Source organism: Fibrobacter sp. UWH5 (assembly GCF_900142505.1).
Classification (GTDB): domain Bacteria; phylum Fibrobacterota; class Fibrobacteria; order Fibrobacterales; family Fibrobacteraceae; genus Fibrobacter.
Map to the genome: position 1 here is coordinate 672223 of NZ_FRBB01000001.1, position 14800 is coordinate 687022.

General features: G+C 47.5%; 13 protein-coding genes, 1 tRNA gene, 1 other RNA gene and 1 pseudogene. 6 read left to right on the top strand and 10 right to left on the bottom strand.

What is annotated here, in order from left to right:
* Positions 1-44: 44 nt before the first annotated feature.
* The gene (locus tag BUB38_RS02800) at positions 45-275 is read right to left on the bottom strand and encodes a hypothetical protein (RefSeq protein ID WP_073233760.1); all 231 of its coding nucleotides are present in this window, start codon (positions 273-275) and stop codon (positions 45-47) included.
* 406 nt (positions 276-681) lie between these two features.
* On the opposite strand from BUB38_RS02800, the gene BUB38_RS02805 reads away from it, so the two are divergent.
* Positions 682-1263: a hypothetical protein gene (locus BUB38_RS02805; protein ID WP_073156662.1), complete on the top strand. Its 582-nt coding sequence runs from the start codon at positions 682-684 to the stop codon at positions 1261-1263.
* Between the two features lie 50 nt (positions 1264-1313).
* Here BUB38_RS02805 and BUB38_RS02810 read toward each other — a convergent pair.
* From BUB38_RS02810 to BUB38_RS02825, 4 genes are all read right to left on the bottom strand, one after another.
* Positions 1314-1397, bottom strand: a tRNA-Leu gene (locus tag BUB38_RS02810).
* A gap of 66 nt (positions 1398-1463) precedes the next feature.
* Positions 1464-1847 carry a preprotein translocase subunit SecG gene (gene secG / locus BUB38_RS02815; RefSeq protein WP_083538013.1) on the bottom strand — a complete coding sequence of 128 codons (384 nt, stop codon included), beginning with the start codon at positions 1845-1847 and terminating at the stop codon, positions 1464-1466.
* Between the two features lie 46 nt (positions 1848-1893).
* The gene (gene tpiA / locus BUB38_RS02820) at positions 1894-2655 is read right to left on the bottom strand and encodes a triose-phosphate isomerase (RefSeq protein ID WP_073156664.1); all 762 of its coding nucleotides are present in this window, start codon (positions 2653-2655) and stop codon (positions 1894-1896) included.
* Positions 2656-2775: 120 nt separating this feature from the next.
* The gene (locus tag BUB38_RS02825) at positions 2776-3216 is read right to left on the bottom strand and encodes a hypothetical protein (RefSeq protein WP_073156667.1); all 441 of its coding nucleotides are present in this window, start codon (positions 3214-3216) and stop codon (positions 2776-2778) included.
* A gap of 128 nt (positions 3217-3344) precedes the next feature.
* Between BUB38_RS02825 and BUB38_RS02830 the strand changes: the two genes are divergently transcribed.
* Positions 3345-4337, top strand: coding sequence for a hypothetical protein (locus tag BUB38_RS02830; RefSeq protein ID WP_073156670.1), 993 nt, complete (start codon positions 3345-3347; stop codon positions 4335-4337).
* Here BUB38_RS02830 and BUB38_RS02835 read toward each other — a convergent pair.
* From BUB38_RS02835 to BUB38_RS02845, 3 genes are all read right to left on the bottom strand, one after another.
* Positions 4257-5021 (bottom strand): hypothetical protein, encoded by a 765-nt coding sequence (locus BUB38_RS02835; RefSeq protein WP_139258174.1) that lies wholly within the window; start codon positions 5019-5021, stop codon positions 4257-4259. The two genes, BUB38_RS02830 and BUB38_RS02835, sit on opposite strands and share 81 nt — an antisense overlap.
* A gap of 132 nt (positions 5022-5153) precedes the next feature.
* On the bottom strand, positions 5154-6260 hold the full coding sequence (gene recA / locus BUB38_RS02840) for a recombinase RecA (protein ID WP_073156676.1): 1107 nt from the start codon (positions 6258-6260) through the stop codon (positions 5154-5156).
* 41 nt (positions 6261-6301) lie between these two features.
* Positions 6302-6823, bottom strand: coding sequence for a CinA family protein (locus tag BUB38_RS02845; protein WP_199505699.1), 522 nt, complete (start codon positions 6821-6823; stop codon positions 6302-6304).
* A gap of 171 nt (positions 6824-6994) precedes the next feature.
* Here BUB38_RS02845 and BUB38_RS02850 point away from each other — a divergent pair, with 171 nt between their 5' ends.
* Positions 6995-7996: a DUF5683 domain-containing protein gene (locus tag BUB38_RS02850; RefSeq protein WP_139258176.1), complete on the top strand. Its 1002-nt coding sequence runs from the start codon at positions 6995-6997 to the stop codon at positions 7994-7996.
* 33 nt (positions 7997-8029) lie between these two features.
* On the opposite strand, the gene BUB38_RS02855 is transcribed toward BUB38_RS02850, so the two are convergent.
* Both BUB38_RS02855 and ffs read right to left on the bottom strand, forming a co-directional pair.
* Positions 8030-8647 carry a histidine phosphatase family protein gene (locus BUB38_RS02855; protein WP_073156681.1) on the bottom strand — a complete coding sequence of 206 codons (618 nt, stop codon included), beginning with the start codon at positions 8645-8647 and terminating at the stop codon, positions 8030-8032.
* A 180-nt stretch (positions 8648-8827) separates the two neighbouring features.
* An RNA gene (ffs, locus tag BUB38_RS02860) (signal recognition particle sRNA small type) lies at positions 8828-8924 on the bottom strand.
* A gap of 163 nt (positions 8925-9087) precedes the next feature.
* On the opposite strand from ffs, the gene BUB38_RS02865 reads away from it, so the two are divergent.
* From BUB38_RS02865 to BUB38_RS15935, 3 genes and pseudogenes are all read left to right on the top strand, one after another.
* Positions 9088-13707, top strand: a complete 4620-nt coding sequence (locus BUB38_RS02865) for a cadherin repeat domain-containing protein (protein WP_073156683.1) — start codon at positions 9088-9090, stop codon at positions 13705-13707.
* Between the two features lie 190 nt (positions 13708-13897).
* Positions 13898-14074, top strand: coding sequence for a hypothetical protein (locus BUB38_RS16220; RefSeq protein ID WP_175547629.1), 177 nt, complete (start codon positions 13898-13900; stop codon positions 14072-14074).
* A 118-nt stretch (positions 14075-14192) separates the two neighbouring features.
* Positions 14193-14800: pseudogene (locus BUB38_RS15935) on the top strand (hypothetical protein); the annotation flags it as partial.

The following is a 14800-nucleotide window of genomic DNA, read 5'->3' on the forward strand; positions in this document are numbered from 1 at the left end:
AACCGTCGGTTCTTTTGTTCAGCGGATTGGCTGCGTTGTTCTGGCTAATTACTGCACTTGTAGGTGCTTTGGTCCTTGCAGAATTCTTCAACGTTAGTCATTGCTTTTTTTGAATATTTCTGGATGCAAGTCTTGTAGGCGTCTTCGTCGATGCAGTTGTTTTGTCGGTCGATATCGTAGTCTAGGCAGAAATCTCTGTCTTCTAGGCACTCACGCTCCGAATCTAATGAGCAACCGCAAATGAAGATAGCTGTCGCGAAAAAAAACTTGATCATGAATCGTCCTCCCTCGATAACCGTAGGGCTAAAATAAAAAAATCCGCCCCCAAAGGACGGACTTCTTGCTGCGGTCGGACAGACTTGAACTGTCATGGGATCGTTTTTTTTGCATTTAGTGATTTGCTAGCTCTTCGGCTTCTTCAAAGTCTTCGCAGAAAGGTTCTTCGGCGTCTTGGAATTTGCTTAGCCAAATATAGTTTGTTTTGGGGCTAGAAAAGATTGTGTTGATGCGGGCTGATTGTTCTGCTGGCTTTAACTCTAATTTTATTTCGTGAATTTTTGCGTTTAATTTATTGTTCTGGCTTAGTTAAGTGAAAGATAAATTTTGCGAATATGTTTTTTGCAAAACTTATTTGTACTTTTGTAACGTTGTTTAACATCTATTATGCTCTAGGAACGTCCCATGTTTTATAGTCTCGTTTGTAAATCCATTTTGTTAATTACGCTGGCGGCTTCGCTTTCTTTCGCTGAGGGGTGTGTTTCTGAAAATGATTCTTCCGAAACGGACCCCATCTTTGCCAATTTCTGTTTTTACAAGGATACCAGCGTCTTTGTTGGTAAGGACAGTGGATTTGTGTTGACGGCCTACGAGATGATTGATGACATTTCTTTTACCATCGATGCTCGAAATAGAGTGACGAAAACGTATTTTGATGTAAGTCTGGTTGGTGTGAGTTCGGATAAGGCTAAGATAAACCCGTTTAGGGGAATGTCGGGGGGGACGTGTTTAGGGGCCCGCTGCAGACACTCTTTAGCTGTTTCGCCTTATGATTTGATTGATTTTTATTTTAGTGCAGCGGATTCTCTTTATGTTAAATCTCTCGCTGGATTGGTTCATCCGCTGAAATGGAAATACGAGCTGGATTTTGGAAGACAGAAACAGTCCGTTTCTGGAGAAAACTATATCTATGTATCAGGTTTTTGTAATCAAATGCAGTTGGAGAAAATTCGAAAACGAGGGATGCAGCCTTCTTTGAATAAGTGATTTTTTTGAAAAAAGAAAAAGGCTCAGTTTTTGAACTGAGTCTTTTTTACTGCGGTCGGACAGACTTGAACTGTCATGGGATCGCTCCCACTAGCACCTCAAGCTAGCGTGTCTACCAATTCCACCACGACCGCGAACCTTGCGCTGCAGCGTCGCAGACGAATCTGCAAGCTTACGCGCAAAAGCTGTTTACCAGGTAATTATTCTGCGGCGGGAGCCGGAACTTCAGCTGCGGGAGCTGCTGCCGGTGCACCGAAGTCAGCGGGGAGAGCCGGGATTGCCGGAGCCTGCTGAGCAGCGTTTTCGCGAGTTGCCTTCTGCATGGCGGATTCTTCGACTGCCTGATCCTGCTTGGCAGTGATGAGGCCGAGGGCGAAAACGACGATGAAGAAGATAACTGCAATGGCACGGGTCAACTTCTGGATGAAGGTCGCAGCACCTGCGGTAGAGAAGGCAGACTGAGAAGTCATGCCGCCGAGACCTGCGAGGCCGCCCATCTTGTCGTTCTGAACCAGAACGAGGAGCATGAGGAACAAGCAGAGGAACACGTGGAGGACGATAAGAATCCAGAAGAGAGTTGCCATAATAGTTATTTACCTTGGTTTTAAATTGTTGTGCTAAAAGCCTTAATTACTTAGCTTCTGCAGCAGCGATGATTTCCATGAAGGTGTTAGCCTTGAGGCCTGCACCACCAATGAGACCGCCGTCGATATCCTTCTGAGCCAGGAGGCCTGCAGCGTTGGCGCCCTTCATAGAGCCACCGTACTGGATGCGCATGCCTTCAGCAACTTCAGCACCGTAGACTTCGGCAACGACGGAACGAACGTATGCCTGGGTGTCCTGAGCCTGTTCGTCGGTAGCGGTAACGCCAGTACCGATTGCCCAAACCGGTTCGTATGCGAGAACGCACTTAGCAGCGTCTTCAGCGGAAACGTCCTTGAAAGCACCCTTAACCTGGAGACCGAGAACTTCCTTCAGGATGCCGCCGTTACGCTGGTCGAGAGTTTCGCCAATGCAGATGATGGGCTTCAGACCGGCTTCGAGAGTCTTCTTAACCTTCAGGTTAACAGTTTCTTCGGTTTCGCCGAAGTACTGACGCTGTTCGGAGTGACCGATGATCACGTATTCTGCACCGATTTCCTTAACCATGTCGATGGAAACCTTACCGGTGTATGCGCCCTGGTCCTTCCAGTGGATGTCCTGGATAGCGAGCTTCACGTTGGTGCCCTTAACGACGTCTGCAACCTTAGCAGCGGCGAGGTAGGTCGGAGCGATGACCACTTCGGTCTTCTTCACGTCCTTGACGGCTTCAACGATGTCCTTAGCGAGCTGAACGGATTCGCTAACGGTCTTGTTCATCTTCCAGTTACCAGCAATGATATACTGACGCATAATTAACTCCTTGAGAGGTTTAAAATTTAACGCGGGTAAATTTAGTAAAAAAGGACTGCCTGTGGTAGACCGAATAAAAAAATAGCCTCAAGTTGTGGGCTTGAGGCTGAAAAATACCGATTAGTAGTTGCTAGAATGCTTGGAAACCGGTGCCGGAGAGCCGCCATAACGGTCGCCTTCGATCTTGTCCAGGATCCATTCGCCTTCGTAACCCTTCAGACGGGCCTGGTCGGGGTGCTTCCAGATAAGGCGGGTAATCAGCTTACCTTCGCGGGTGTAGTATTCCCAAACGCTGCTGGAAGAAGTTTCCTTTTCGTGGTCGGGAGGGCCCCACAGGAGGTTGACCATGTCGTTGGTCATGCCTTCTTCGATATAGCCCTGCTTGAACACGTCCTTCAGGCGCTTGTCGATACCCATACTTTCCTTAATGGCAAAGTATTCACGTTCATATTCCTTGCGACCTTCGCCACGTTCGATAAGAATGGGGGAAGAGTAACGGCTGGCGCAGGCCCAGAACATCAGGGCGCTAACACCGAGCAGGCAAATATGAGAGAGCTTCATAATTTCTCCTCTAATTTTATCTATAAAGTCAGCTTTTTAGTCGTCTGATTTTATCATTTCGTTTTGTTGACCACAAAATAAGAACTTTATTAGGCAAAAGATGAAAATATTTTTAATTTTACACTGAAATGAACGGTTTTGGAAAGAAATTTGGCGCTGTAGCCACTCTGTGTGCTCTGTTTGCGGTTGCAAACCCCGTTGATGCCTATGCTGATGGCTATAACGAGAGCTCTCAGACAGCCTTTCGATATGGTGCCAACCTGGCTTATGGCTTGAGTGGCAATACTCCCTTTGTTTTGGGGCAGTGGTTGCCTCAGCTGTTCGGGACGCTCCATTATACTTGGCTGGAACCTCTGGGCATGTTGCCCTACGGCGAACGACTGGGACGTAATCCCAGCTACCTTCGCATGGATGGCGGGCTGGAATTGACTCCCTTCTATGGAGGTTACTCCGCAGGTCTTGGACTGCGCCCTTTCAAGATCAATCCGTCCTTTGAACTGAATTTCAATTATGAAAGCTACCTGTACTTCAAGTCTAACCTGGAAATGGTGACTTCTGATGTGACAGGCAGTGGAAGGATTGCGGAAACATGGAACGCCGATTACGTTCTCGATAACGTGGGCGGCGAAGATGCTGAATTTGACTATGCCCAGTTGTTTGACTTCGGTCTAACGATGAACTATGAATTCCGTGGTGGTTCCGATTTAGGATTCACCTTGCATTACATTCTTTCGGATGTAAGCACGGATTTCGATGGCAAGAGTTACGATTACAAGCGTAACATTCCTGTGTTCAGTCGTGACTTCCTGATTGTTGTAGAAACGTTCGGGCGTATTCCCCTGGACGAAAATTTTGCATTGCTGTTTGAAAATAACTTCTACAGAACAGGTTACCTGCGCAGCCACAATACCGTAGAAAAAGAGGCTTTGAGCTATGTCAAGTCTATGGCTGGCGTTCATTTTTCATGGAATGAGGGGCTCCAGAACCTGACCTTGGAAGTGGGTGGCTGGAGCCGCATCAGGAAATCCTTCTACGATGGATCACTCGCGCAGCAGTTCTTGATTCAGCTTGAGTATCAGGGGTATTTTTCTTTCCCCTTTCATTGGAATTTTGCGGAATAGCTCAGGCTGCTGAGGCTGTGCTTTCTTGGCGACGTTCTTCTTGAGCGGGTCGGATTGCAGTGCCTGGATAGGATAGGCGGAACGGATCCAGATTTCTCCGTTGTACTGTTCGCTTTCTAGTTTGACCAGAGTGGGCAGTGTGGATCCCGAATAATTTCTCCACTGACGGATGGTGAATGTTCTGGTTTCCTTGCGGGCTCCTCGCATGGTTACACTCTGCGGAGTGGGGAGCGTGTCTGCAGTAAGACTCCACCAAGTCATAGACAGGGCGGTAGAAAAAACGTTCGACTTCTGTTCTGTGGGATTCTTGCACAGGAACTGCCCGTTGGCCAGCAATTCCATATCGTCTAACTTTAGCGGAGTGTCGCCAATAGTTTCTTTTAGATGGTGGGTGCCCAGCTGGCGCTTTATCTTGGCGTCGGGAAATTCCATATAGCGGTAACTTCCTGCAGTAATGAAGTTGAACTGCGGACGGTTAGATGCATTGACAAAAAACGTGTCTAGACTTTCGGGGTGGTGACGCCATTCCACATCAATGCTTTCGCGGGAATTCTTTACGTTAATAAAATGACCTTCGATGTTTACGACCATGGGCGCTTCTAGAATAAAGTGTGGGCAGGATGTCTGGGCTGACGCTGCTGTCAGTGCCATCGATATTGCCAAAGTCCACAAGCGCTTATTCATAAACCGTAAGATAGTTAAAATTCAAAAAAATTGGACGTTGCTTCCTCTAAAAAAGTAAACTCCGGCCCATCCCAATGGCTAAAGGATCGGTCGGAGTTTTGCTTTAGGAAGAAATTTTTGAAAATCTACGAATTAGGCTTCGTCGGTGATTTCCAGAGTTTCGTCGTCTGCGGCCAGCGCGTCACCGTCGTTCAGCTTGAAGAGTTCTACATCCTTCATGCTTTCGCGGATCTTCTGTTCGATCTCGTTGCAGAGTTCTGCGTTGTCCTTCAGGAACAGGCGGGTGTTTTCGCGACCCTGGCCAATACGTTCGTTATTGTAGCTGAACCAGGAACCGCTCTTCTGGATGATATCCAGTTCGGTAGCCAGATCCAGGATGGAGGCTTCGCGAGAAATGCCGCAACCGTAGAGAATGTCGAATTCGCACTGGGTGAAGGGTGCTGCAACCTTGTTCTTTACAACCTTCACGCGGGTACGGTTACCGATGACATCTTCGCCGTCCTTGATGGCTGCGATGCGGCGGATGTCGATACGCTGGGTGGCGTAGAACTTAAGGGCGTTACCGCCGGTGGTGGTTTCGGGGTTGCCGAACATGACGCCAATCTTCATACGCAGCTGGTTGATGAACAGCATGCAGGTGTTAGACTTGGAGAGAATGCCGGTAAGCTTACGCAGGGCCTGGCTCATGAGGCGGGCCTGCAGACCCACGTGATTGTCGCCCATTTCGCCGTTGATTTCAGCCTGGGGCACGAGGGCAGCCACAGAGTCAATAACGATGATGTCGATGGCGCCGGAACGGACCAGGGTTTCTGCGATGTCGAGAGCCTGTTCACCGGTGTCGGGCTGGGAAACCAGGAGGGATTCGATATCGACACCCAGCTTGCGGGCATAAACAGCGTCGAAAGCATGTTCTGCGTCGATGAAGGCTGCCACACCGCCAAGCTTCTGAGCTTCAGCAATGGCGTGGAGGGTGAGGGTAGTCTTACCAGAGGATTCAGGTCCGTAGATTTCGATGATACGGCCACGGGGGAAACCGCCTACGCCCAGAGCCATGTCCAGCTGGATACAGCCGGTGGGGATAACGGGGATATCTTCGTTGGGCTGATCGCCCAGAGCCATGATAGAACCCTTTCCATAATTCTTTTCAATCTGTGCGATGGCAGCTTCTACTGCCTTTGCCTTATCTGCGGAAAGGTTGCCGAGAGTGTTGATACCGTTTGTGTTCGTCTTCTTAGCCATAATTGACTCCGTTTTGTTTTTTTCGTTAAAAAATATAACAACTAGTGTTCACTTGTGCAAGTGCTTTTTTGAACTATTTTTTCTAGAAGTACCTGCAATGTTCTATACACGCTTTTTTCGCGGACTTGATTGCGGTTTCCCGAAAAAATTTCGCAAAAAGCTTCATTTTGCAAACTATTGGCGACACCAATCCACACTGTACCAACAGGTTTGCCTGGTTCAGCGCCGCCCGGGCCTGCGATTCCCGATGTGGAAACCGCCCATTCGCAACCAAACTTCCTGCGGGCTCCTTCAGCCATGGCCTTGACGGTTTCTGCAGAAACGGCACCAACGGTGTTGAGGATTTCTGCGGGAACGTCCAGGAGGTTTTCCTTGACTTCGTTCTGGTAGGCGACAATGCCTCCTGCCAGGACTGCGGAACTGCCCGGAATGTCGACCAGGGTGCTTGCGATAAGCCCGCCGGTGCAGGATTCTGCGGTGGCCATCATCTGGCCTTTTGCTTGCAGAGCCTCCTTGACGGCGATTGCCAACTGCTCGAGATTCATTTCGTTTGCGTTGTTCACTTTGTTGTTCCTTTTACGTGTTCAAATATACAAAACGGTTGTGTCATAAAATGTCAATTACGACATTCCCCCAAAAAAATACAAAATAACGTTTTGCGCGACTTTGACGTTCATAGGCGTTGGCGTAAATAAAACCTTGTATAGACTTTTATATATTTGCGCTCAATGTTAATGAGTTGGTTCAAGCCTATCCGGAGTCGCTCCCTGCGGGCCGGAGTCCTGGCCCTGCTGCTGTTGGTGGCCGGGGTCTTTGCCGCTGAATCTCCTCAAGACAGTGTCAATCCCATGCAAAAGGGCGTTACCGGAATTAGGGCCATCGATACCCTCAAGGTAAATGAATGGGATATTCCTACCGAGCGGAATTCTCTTCCCTTGACCATGCTCTTAAGTATCCTGCCGGGTGGTGGTCATTATTACACGGAACATTACGTTCGTGGTGGATTCATTACCGCAATCGAACTTGCTCTTTTTTACGAAGTTGTCTACAATAAGGACTTCCAGTATCGACGAGTCCTGGAACAGGCGGAACCTTTTAGAGATTCCGTCTCCTTCTATACCCGAAAGATCATGGGTTTGCAGTCTAGGGACAGCCTTGAATATTATCAAAAAAAACGTACGGACAACATCAATCGTCTGAGAGCCTACAGCGACAAGAAAATGGAACAGGAAGACCTGCGCAAGGCTGAAACGGCCTGGCTCTATGGTCTGCAGTTGTATAGTATGTTCGACGCCTTTGGTATCTGGTATAAGAACAATTATCGAAGCAATGAATTGAGGAGTATGAAGTCTGCCGCCTTGTGGGCCATTATCCCCGGTTTTGGACAAATGTATAATGGGGAGTTTGGCAAGGCCGGCTTACTATATATGGGACTGATGGGAGCAAGCGTCAGCGTCTGGACTTCGCAGAACATGGTAGAATATTACCTCGACCGCAAGCATATGCAGGCTGGAGAAAGCACGACTAGTGAAGACTACGAACGTGTGGTAGAGCGTGTGACCTATTACCGCAAGAACCGTAACCAGTATATCTGGGCTTCGGCGCTCCTGTATCTGTATTCTATTGGCGATGCGGTGGTGGACGCCCTGTTGAGCGACTTTGACAACCCGCTGCACCTGGCTCTGTTGCCGAATTTCAACGGCGGCGCCCAGGCTCTGTTTACCTTTGATTTTTAAACGGAAAAAAGCTGGCGTTTGCCAGCTTTTGCTTTAACCGATTTTCAGCGGAACCATCTGGATTCCGTCATGAATCTTTGTGTAGGTTCCTCGATAGTGGCCTTCGGCGTTACGCTTGAATTCAAAGCGGGTGACCATGGCGTAACTGAATGCACCTTCTACGAACTGGTCGTCGGGGAGTCCGCAGGCGAAGTGCTGCAATGCGGCGATTACACCTGCGTGGCTGATCCACAGAAATTCTCCATCGTCGTCGAGGCTGTCTAGCAGGCGGCCGGCGCGCTTGTCGATGTCATAGAAACATTCGCCGTTGTTGAACCTGTAACCTCGGAGGTCGTTGGCCCATCCCAGCATTTGTTCGCGAGGAACCTGATCCATCTTCTGACCTTCCCAGTCACCGAAGTTGATCTCGATGATTTCGTCACGCTTCTCGACTTCGAGGCCGGTCACCTTGGCGGCCTTTTCGGCTAGGCGGGTGCAGCGGAGCAACGGGCTTGAAAACAAACGGGTGGGCTTGGCTCCAGCGGCCACCAGGGCCTTCAGGGCGCCCTCGCTTTCTTCTTCGAAAGTAGGGGAAACGTCAAAGTCCAGTCTGCCGTAACAGACATCTTTGGGATTGTAAGGCTTGGTATGGCGGATGGTCCAGAGAATCATGAGAGTAAACAGTGAATAGTGAACAGTGAATAGTGAATAGTTAAGAGTGAATAGTGGTGAGTTAAAACCGGGCGCCTCCGGCGCGATTATTTGGCACAAAGGAGCCGCAGGCTCCGCCCTCATACCTCGTTCCTCTTTCTCAAAAATAAAAAAACTGCCGTTTTCCAGCAGTTTTAAAAAAAATCCTAGGCTACCTGAGCACATAAAAATCCGCAAGTCCGTTGCTGCTTTCGCCCTGGCGAGTTGCCCGCAAATAGTCATTGCGCAGGGCCTAGGAGCCTCAAATATAGAACAATTTTGACATTTTTCAAGAGATTAGGCCGTTTCTATGGATTATTTGACATAAGAAACCGCTTTTAGGTTTCGTTTTGTTAACGTTGTAAATTTTATTTTATTATTTTATGGGATAGGGTATAGGGTTGAATTTGCGGAGGTTTATTATGTTTTTGTATGATTTTAGAAAGATTTGGCTAGTTTTGCTAGTTCTGGGTTGCTGTAGCGCATCTTTTGCAGAGGGACTCCCTCTGGAAGTGCTCCCTTTTAAGTTTACAAAAATTGCCGGGGATTCTGCGTCTCAGACCAATGCATGGAATGACCTCATGAAGTATAAACTTTGGGGTACCGGTCTGTACGAAGGTGATGGCATTGTCGGTAACGGAAAAAATGCCGGCGATGGTATTGTCTTTGATGGTGGAAAAATCCATATTACGGATTCTTCTGGCTATGTTGGTAGTGCCACTGGCGACTTCGTCATGGTAAATGATGTGCATTCTATTGGCGGCCCCCTGGTTTTTGGAGGCTCCTTTAAGGGTGGAACCGGACTGGATTCCATCTTGATCGGACCTTCTCATTTTAGGGGTACTTTTGAGGCTTCCTTTAATGGCCGAAATAACGAATTCTTTGCAGGCATGTATTGTGTAGAAAAAGGCTTTGTCGTAAACAATAATTGTGACGGCGAATATTATTGCGCAACGCAGGGCCTTCGTGATACAAAGGCTACTATTGGGTGTGATGGAGCTATCCCCATTGATGAGGATCTTGATGTTCCTGTTGTTGATTACTCTTTCTTTGACGGTATGGATGCTGATCATTATCTGAAAATTGATACGGTCATTCATGCTTCTTCCACGACTCCCAACGCCTATATTGATGTGCCCCCCGGTGATATTGACGATATGTATAATATCCGTGTTGCGGGTATCAGACTGGAAAATGACAAGCCCTTGTATGTTCGCATGCAGAAGAGCGGTCGTTTGACTCGCGTCTTTTTGGATGGTGGACTTGAAATCACCAACCATAGTAATATTCGCGTAATCCAGGCTTCCGATGATAGTGAATGGGATAGGGAATCTAGAACGTGGACCACATCTGATGAAAATTTGGTTAGCAATAAGGATTATGCCGGCAACCTTTTGTTTTACACTCCCGAAGAGATTAACTGGACTGCTGGCGAAAAGCATCTTCAGGGTACATTCATTTCTGGCAAGACCATTACCATTGCGCAGCAGGCCCGTTTCGCAGGCCAGCTGATTGCCAAGGCTATTTATGTACAGTTTGACTTCAAGGCCGAAGACTTCCGCTATGTGCGCTTCAACCCGTCTGTAATTGACCCGACCTTGTTTGCTACGGTTGAATTCCCCGAAAGCGAAAGAGATACGGTTATTCCCTTGAAGCTGAACAAGAAGACACAGGTGAAGGTGACATTTGATTATTGCTTCAGTGTGTCTTCTGAAACTCCGGTTGATGGAAAGATCAGTGGCGCTCTGGCAGATGCTTCTGACTTTGTGGGGCTTACTCCTATTTGCGGAGATTCTTTGGCTTCCGCAGAAATTGACGTTGATTCTGACACTCTCGATTTGAAAAATCAGATCAAGATTCACGCAAAGCTGGATCAGTTTGTCGAAGCGTATGGCACGAACAATAAAGAAAAATTCCAGTTGAAGATTTCGAATCTTGTCGGTGCCGTTTTGAAGAATGCTTCTGGTGAATACGTTCGCGAAGGTGCCTTTGACATGTACATCATCGATCAGGATGTTGTCCCTGTGACTAGGGACACGGTTATTGTCGCCGTTGAAGATTCTGTATTCACCTTTGCGGCTGATATGTTCCCCTATGAATCGCCCCTTGATCGAGAAATGGGTGGTGTCGTTATCGAAGCTGTCCCTGCAAAGGGCTCGTTGACCTATTTTGGAAAAACGTTGACTAAGAGTGATGTGGGTAAGAAGATCCCGGCTGATTCCCTTGGTCAGTTGAAGTATGTGCCCGTGGCTGATAAATATGGTGATTCGCTGTCGAATTATGAATACACGACTCTGAAATTTGCAGTCTATGATTCTCAGAATTCCGTAAGCTCCAGTGATAAAAAGGAAGGCTCCAAGACTCTAACCGTTGTTGTCACTCCGGTGAACGATGCTCCGATTACTGGCCCTGCCACTTTCACTATTTCTGGCCATGTGATTAATGGCGGCGATAAGGCAATCCTTGACGGATCCATTTCTGTGAAGGATGTCGATGACGATACATTTACCTACGCCTTTGATCCTGATGATCCGAACTTCGCCGTTGTGGATTCCCTCTTTGTTATCGATGAAAATACTGGCAAGATCCATGTGAAGGATGGCATTGAGCTGAATGAAAACGTCTCTAAGTCCAAGTACGAAATCAACGTGATTGTAAGCGACAAGAGTGCCTCTACCGGTAAGGACGAAGATATTCTTACTGCAAGTTCCAAGGTGACCATCGAAATCGACTTCAATAACAATCCGCCGACTATCGTGACGGATACGGTCCACGTGGTTGAAAATTCCAAGTCCGGAACTTCTGCAGATTCTTCGCTGAAGTCTATCGATAAGGATGCTGGCGATACCGTAAAGACTTATACCTTGGTTGGAACTTCTAATTGGTTTGAAGTTTCTAAGTCTGGCGTAATCACCGTAAAGGAAGGTGCCAAGATTGATTACGAAAAGTCTAAGAATGAGACTCTTACCATTCAGGTTTGCGATGAATACAATGGCTGCTCCGAAAAGAACGTGGTGGTTGCCATCGTGGACGTGCCCAATTCCAAGGTGAAGATTGTTGAAGGTAAAAATGAACAGGGCGAGTGGCCGAACCCCACGACCATTTATACCAACGTTCCGAACATCGAGTTGAGCTGCACCTTCGATAACAGTCCTTCAGCCGAGAAATGCAAGGAAGCTAACTTGAAGGATGGTTGCCAATACGTTACAGTTGAGTATGACAATCCGGATCTGGATGGTGCAGCCCGCGATTCCGTCAAGGTATGCTATAGCTCTGCCGCTCCGATCGTGACTGTTGGCGCCGGAGACAACGAAGTTGTGGCCGACAACATTTATACCATCGTTGAAAGTTTGGATGAAGATGATGCCAACACTTATGTGAATGCAACTAAGAACAAGATTCATGTAACGGTATCTGATCCTGTTTCCAATGTGAAGAAAGACTACTACATAGAGATTGACCTGGATACTACGGGAATTCCCAGTTCCACTCTTTCTACTATGGGAACGGTGGAAAAGGCCAATATCCTTCTTGACGAAACGAAGGTGACCGAACGTACTCCTGTGAATGGCGATGTGGTGGTTCTCTCTTACAAGGAATCTTTTGCGGGTCGCGATTCTGTAACGGTTTCTTACGAGGTGGACAAGAACGGCGACATTATTAAGGTGCCGGTCATGAATTCGAAGGGCAAGTACGACTCTGTTGAAGTTTATACGGTTTCTTACGAAACAGTCGTGAACGGCAGAACCGTAACCATTTCCTATAAGGCTGACGCAGCTACCGGAGCGGTTTTGCTGGTGGACGCCAATGGTAACCTGATGACGGAAAGTGCCGCTTCGAAGAAGGACATTGATGCAGTCCCGTATACTGTATCTTATGACTATGTGGATGCCAACGGCAACTCCGTCAATATTGCCTACGGTGTCAATCGTAAGGGCGAACTGGTTCGTAGCGATGTTGGCGATATCGGCTATTCCGTTTCTTACACCTATGTCAACGTTTATGGCAATGGGGCTACCCAGTCCGTGTTCATTGTGCTAGACCGCGTTGGTCCCAAGGTTGAAATTACCTATCCTCAGACAGGTGATCTCGTCCGCGCAAACTTTGTAGAAGTAACCTGGAAGGTGAACGGCGTGGTGCAGGATACCCTGGTTCTCCAGAGTCTGGAAAAGGGTACCAATCCGATTATCCGTTTCTATAAGGATAAGGCCGGCAACATGGGTGCTGATACCGTCTGGGTTGTGATGAAGGACGCCAAGGATGTCGAGATTTCTGTTGAACAGCCTGTGGCTGTCGTGACCAAGGAAAAGGTCGAAGAATACTATGCCTCTAATCCTCCCAAACCTGGTGAAACCTTTGCTGTTAGTCTTCGCAATCCCTCTACCGGCAAGGAAGCGGAAACCCTGATCGGTGGCAGCTTCAAGAACGAAAATGGCAGCGGCAAGGTTCCCTACGAAGGCGTTGAAGAAGGAACTCACCTTGGTCCTACATTGGTCATGGACGTGAAGGTTCCTGTGGTTAGTGGCGTTGGTGGCCTGGCTACCTTGGATGACTTGGTCGGTTCTGATGGCCTTGTGGCCATTGAAGGTGTGAGTGCCGCAAACAGTGTAAAGCTGACGGTTAGTGATTACGTTAATCAGTACTGCGAAGACGGATTTGATTACGTCAATGCTTCCAACGCTAACCTGTACGACATCAAGATGGATGTGAAGATCTGGGTGTACACGACCTTGGGCAACTTTGTGGATTACTATCGATTCACTCAGGAATTGAACGATCCTTCCTTTGTCAACGAGGCTGGCTTGCTTCAGATGTTCTTTGAACTGAAACCGGACAAGGATGGCTATGTGCGTGCTGAATCCGGCAAGCTGTTTGCTACGGGTGCCTATGTCTACAAGGTTGATGTTGGCATGAAGTCTGTTCTGAAGTGTACCTTGCCGCCGGTGAACGATCTTACTGCCAAGAAGAAGGGCGATATCATCAAGACTAGCGACGATATGCTGAAGTCCTTCGGCTACAAGCGTCCTAGCAACAAGAAGTAATATTTGATATGGCTATGTTCTTTCAAAGTGTAGATGTAATATAACTATCTAAAAACTGTATCTTAGATACTTGGTCTAACCTAATTTTTGTTTGGTTAGACCATTTTTTAGTATTTTTTCAGTAAATTCAACATAAAATGGCAGTCCTACTAATTAGTAGAACATAGCCATTTTATTTGGAGCTATTCTCATGAACGAAAAAAAAGAAAATAAAGCGGCCAACTCCCTTCCAGAAGTAGTCTGGAACGACGGCAACATGAAAAGCCTTTACGTGAACGCAACGAACGTCGTGGGCGGCCGTGAAGAAATCATGATGCTTCTGGGCTTGAATCAGGCAGCCCCTGCCGAAAAGCCGAAGAAGGCTTAATTGATTCAAGACAAGCGAAACGACAACTTTACTAGACGTCGTTTTTTTTTGTTTCAATGTAAAGTGAAATTTCCATAACCACCAACTTATTTTTAGTTTATCTCTTTGGAGTGAACAAATGAATCGACTGTTACCTTTTGCCCTGGCCCTGTTCGCGGCAACCATGTTCTTTACCGCCTGCGGTGACGACGACAGCAACAGCTTCGTTGAACCGGAAAAGGAATCCTCCGACAGCGGCGCTACCCTGAGTGGCGACAGCCATGAAGGCTCTAGCCCCTCGTCTTGCAGCAGCAAAGATGACAAATCCAGCAGCAGTGTCTCGTCCTCATCGACGAACAGTTCGTCTTCTGCGAAATCCAGTTCGTCTACGGATTCCAAGAGCAGTTCTTCAAGTGATGATATGTTTTTGTTTAGTTCAAGTTCCTTTCCTAAAGAGTTGATGTGTTTTGTTGAGTGTACGGAAGATTGTGAAGGAGTGACCTATCATCATAAAGATGGTTTCCAGATGATTTGCCGTAGTGGACAATGGCTTAATCTTGATTCCATGGAAAATGCGAATACGTCTAGCAGTAGTTACTTTGATATGACAAACCAGTTTAACGAGAAGGTGTCTTACGGCGAGTTCACCGACCCGCGCGACGGACAGAAGTACCGTACGGTGAATGTGTATGATGGAAAATTTTTTACGGATACATTAATCTTTTTCGCTGAGAACTTAAACTTCGG

Bases quoted from the DNA above. Each gene is read 5' to 3' on its own strand.
- BUB38_RS02800 (WP_073233760.1), bottom strand. From the start codon at position 275: ATGATCAAGTTTTTTTTCGCGACAGCTATCTTCATTTGCGGTTGCTCA.
- BUB38_RS02805 (WP_073156662.1), top strand. From the start codon at position 682: ATGTTTTATAGTCTCGTTTGTAAATCCATTTTGTTAATTACGCTGGCG.
- secG (WP_083538013.1), bottom strand. From the start codon at position 1,847: ATGGCAACTCTCTTCTGGATTCTTATCGTCCTCCACGTGTTCCTCTGC.
- tpiA (WP_073156664.1), bottom strand. From the start codon at position 2,655: ATGCGTCAGTATATCATTGCTGGTAACTGGAAGATGAACAAGACCGTT.
- BUB38_RS02825 (WP_073156667.1), bottom strand. From the start codon at position 3,216: ATGAAGCTCTCTCATATTTGCCTGCTCGGTGTTAGCGCCCTGATGTTC.
- BUB38_RS02830 (WP_073156670.1), top strand. From the start codon at position 3,345: ATGAACGGTTTTGGAAAGAAATTTGGCGCTGTAGCCACTCTGTGTGCT.
- BUB38_RS02835 (WP_139258174.1), bottom strand. From the start codon at position 5,021: ATGAATAAGCGCTTGTGGACTTTGGCAATATCGATGGCACTGACAGCA.
- recA (WP_073156676.1), bottom strand. From the start codon at position 6,260: ATGGCTAAGAAGACGAACACAAACGGTATCAACACTCTCGGCAACCTT.
- BUB38_RS02850 (WP_139258176.1), top strand. From the start codon at position 6,995: ATGAGTTGGTTCAAGCCTATCCGGAGTCGCTCCCTGCGGGCCGGAGTC.
- BUB38_RS02855 (WP_073156681.1), bottom strand. From the start codon at position 8,647: ATGATTCTCTGGACCATCCGCCATACCAAGCCTTACAATCCCAAAGAT.
- BUB38_RS02865 (WP_073156683.1), top strand. From the start codon at position 9,088: ATGTTTTTGTATGATTTTAGAAAGATTTGGCTAGTTTTGCTAGTTCTG.
- BUB38_RS16220 (WP_175547629.1), top strand. From the start codon at position 13,898: ATGAACGAAAAAAAAGAAAATAAAGCGGCCAACTCCCTTCCAGAAGTA.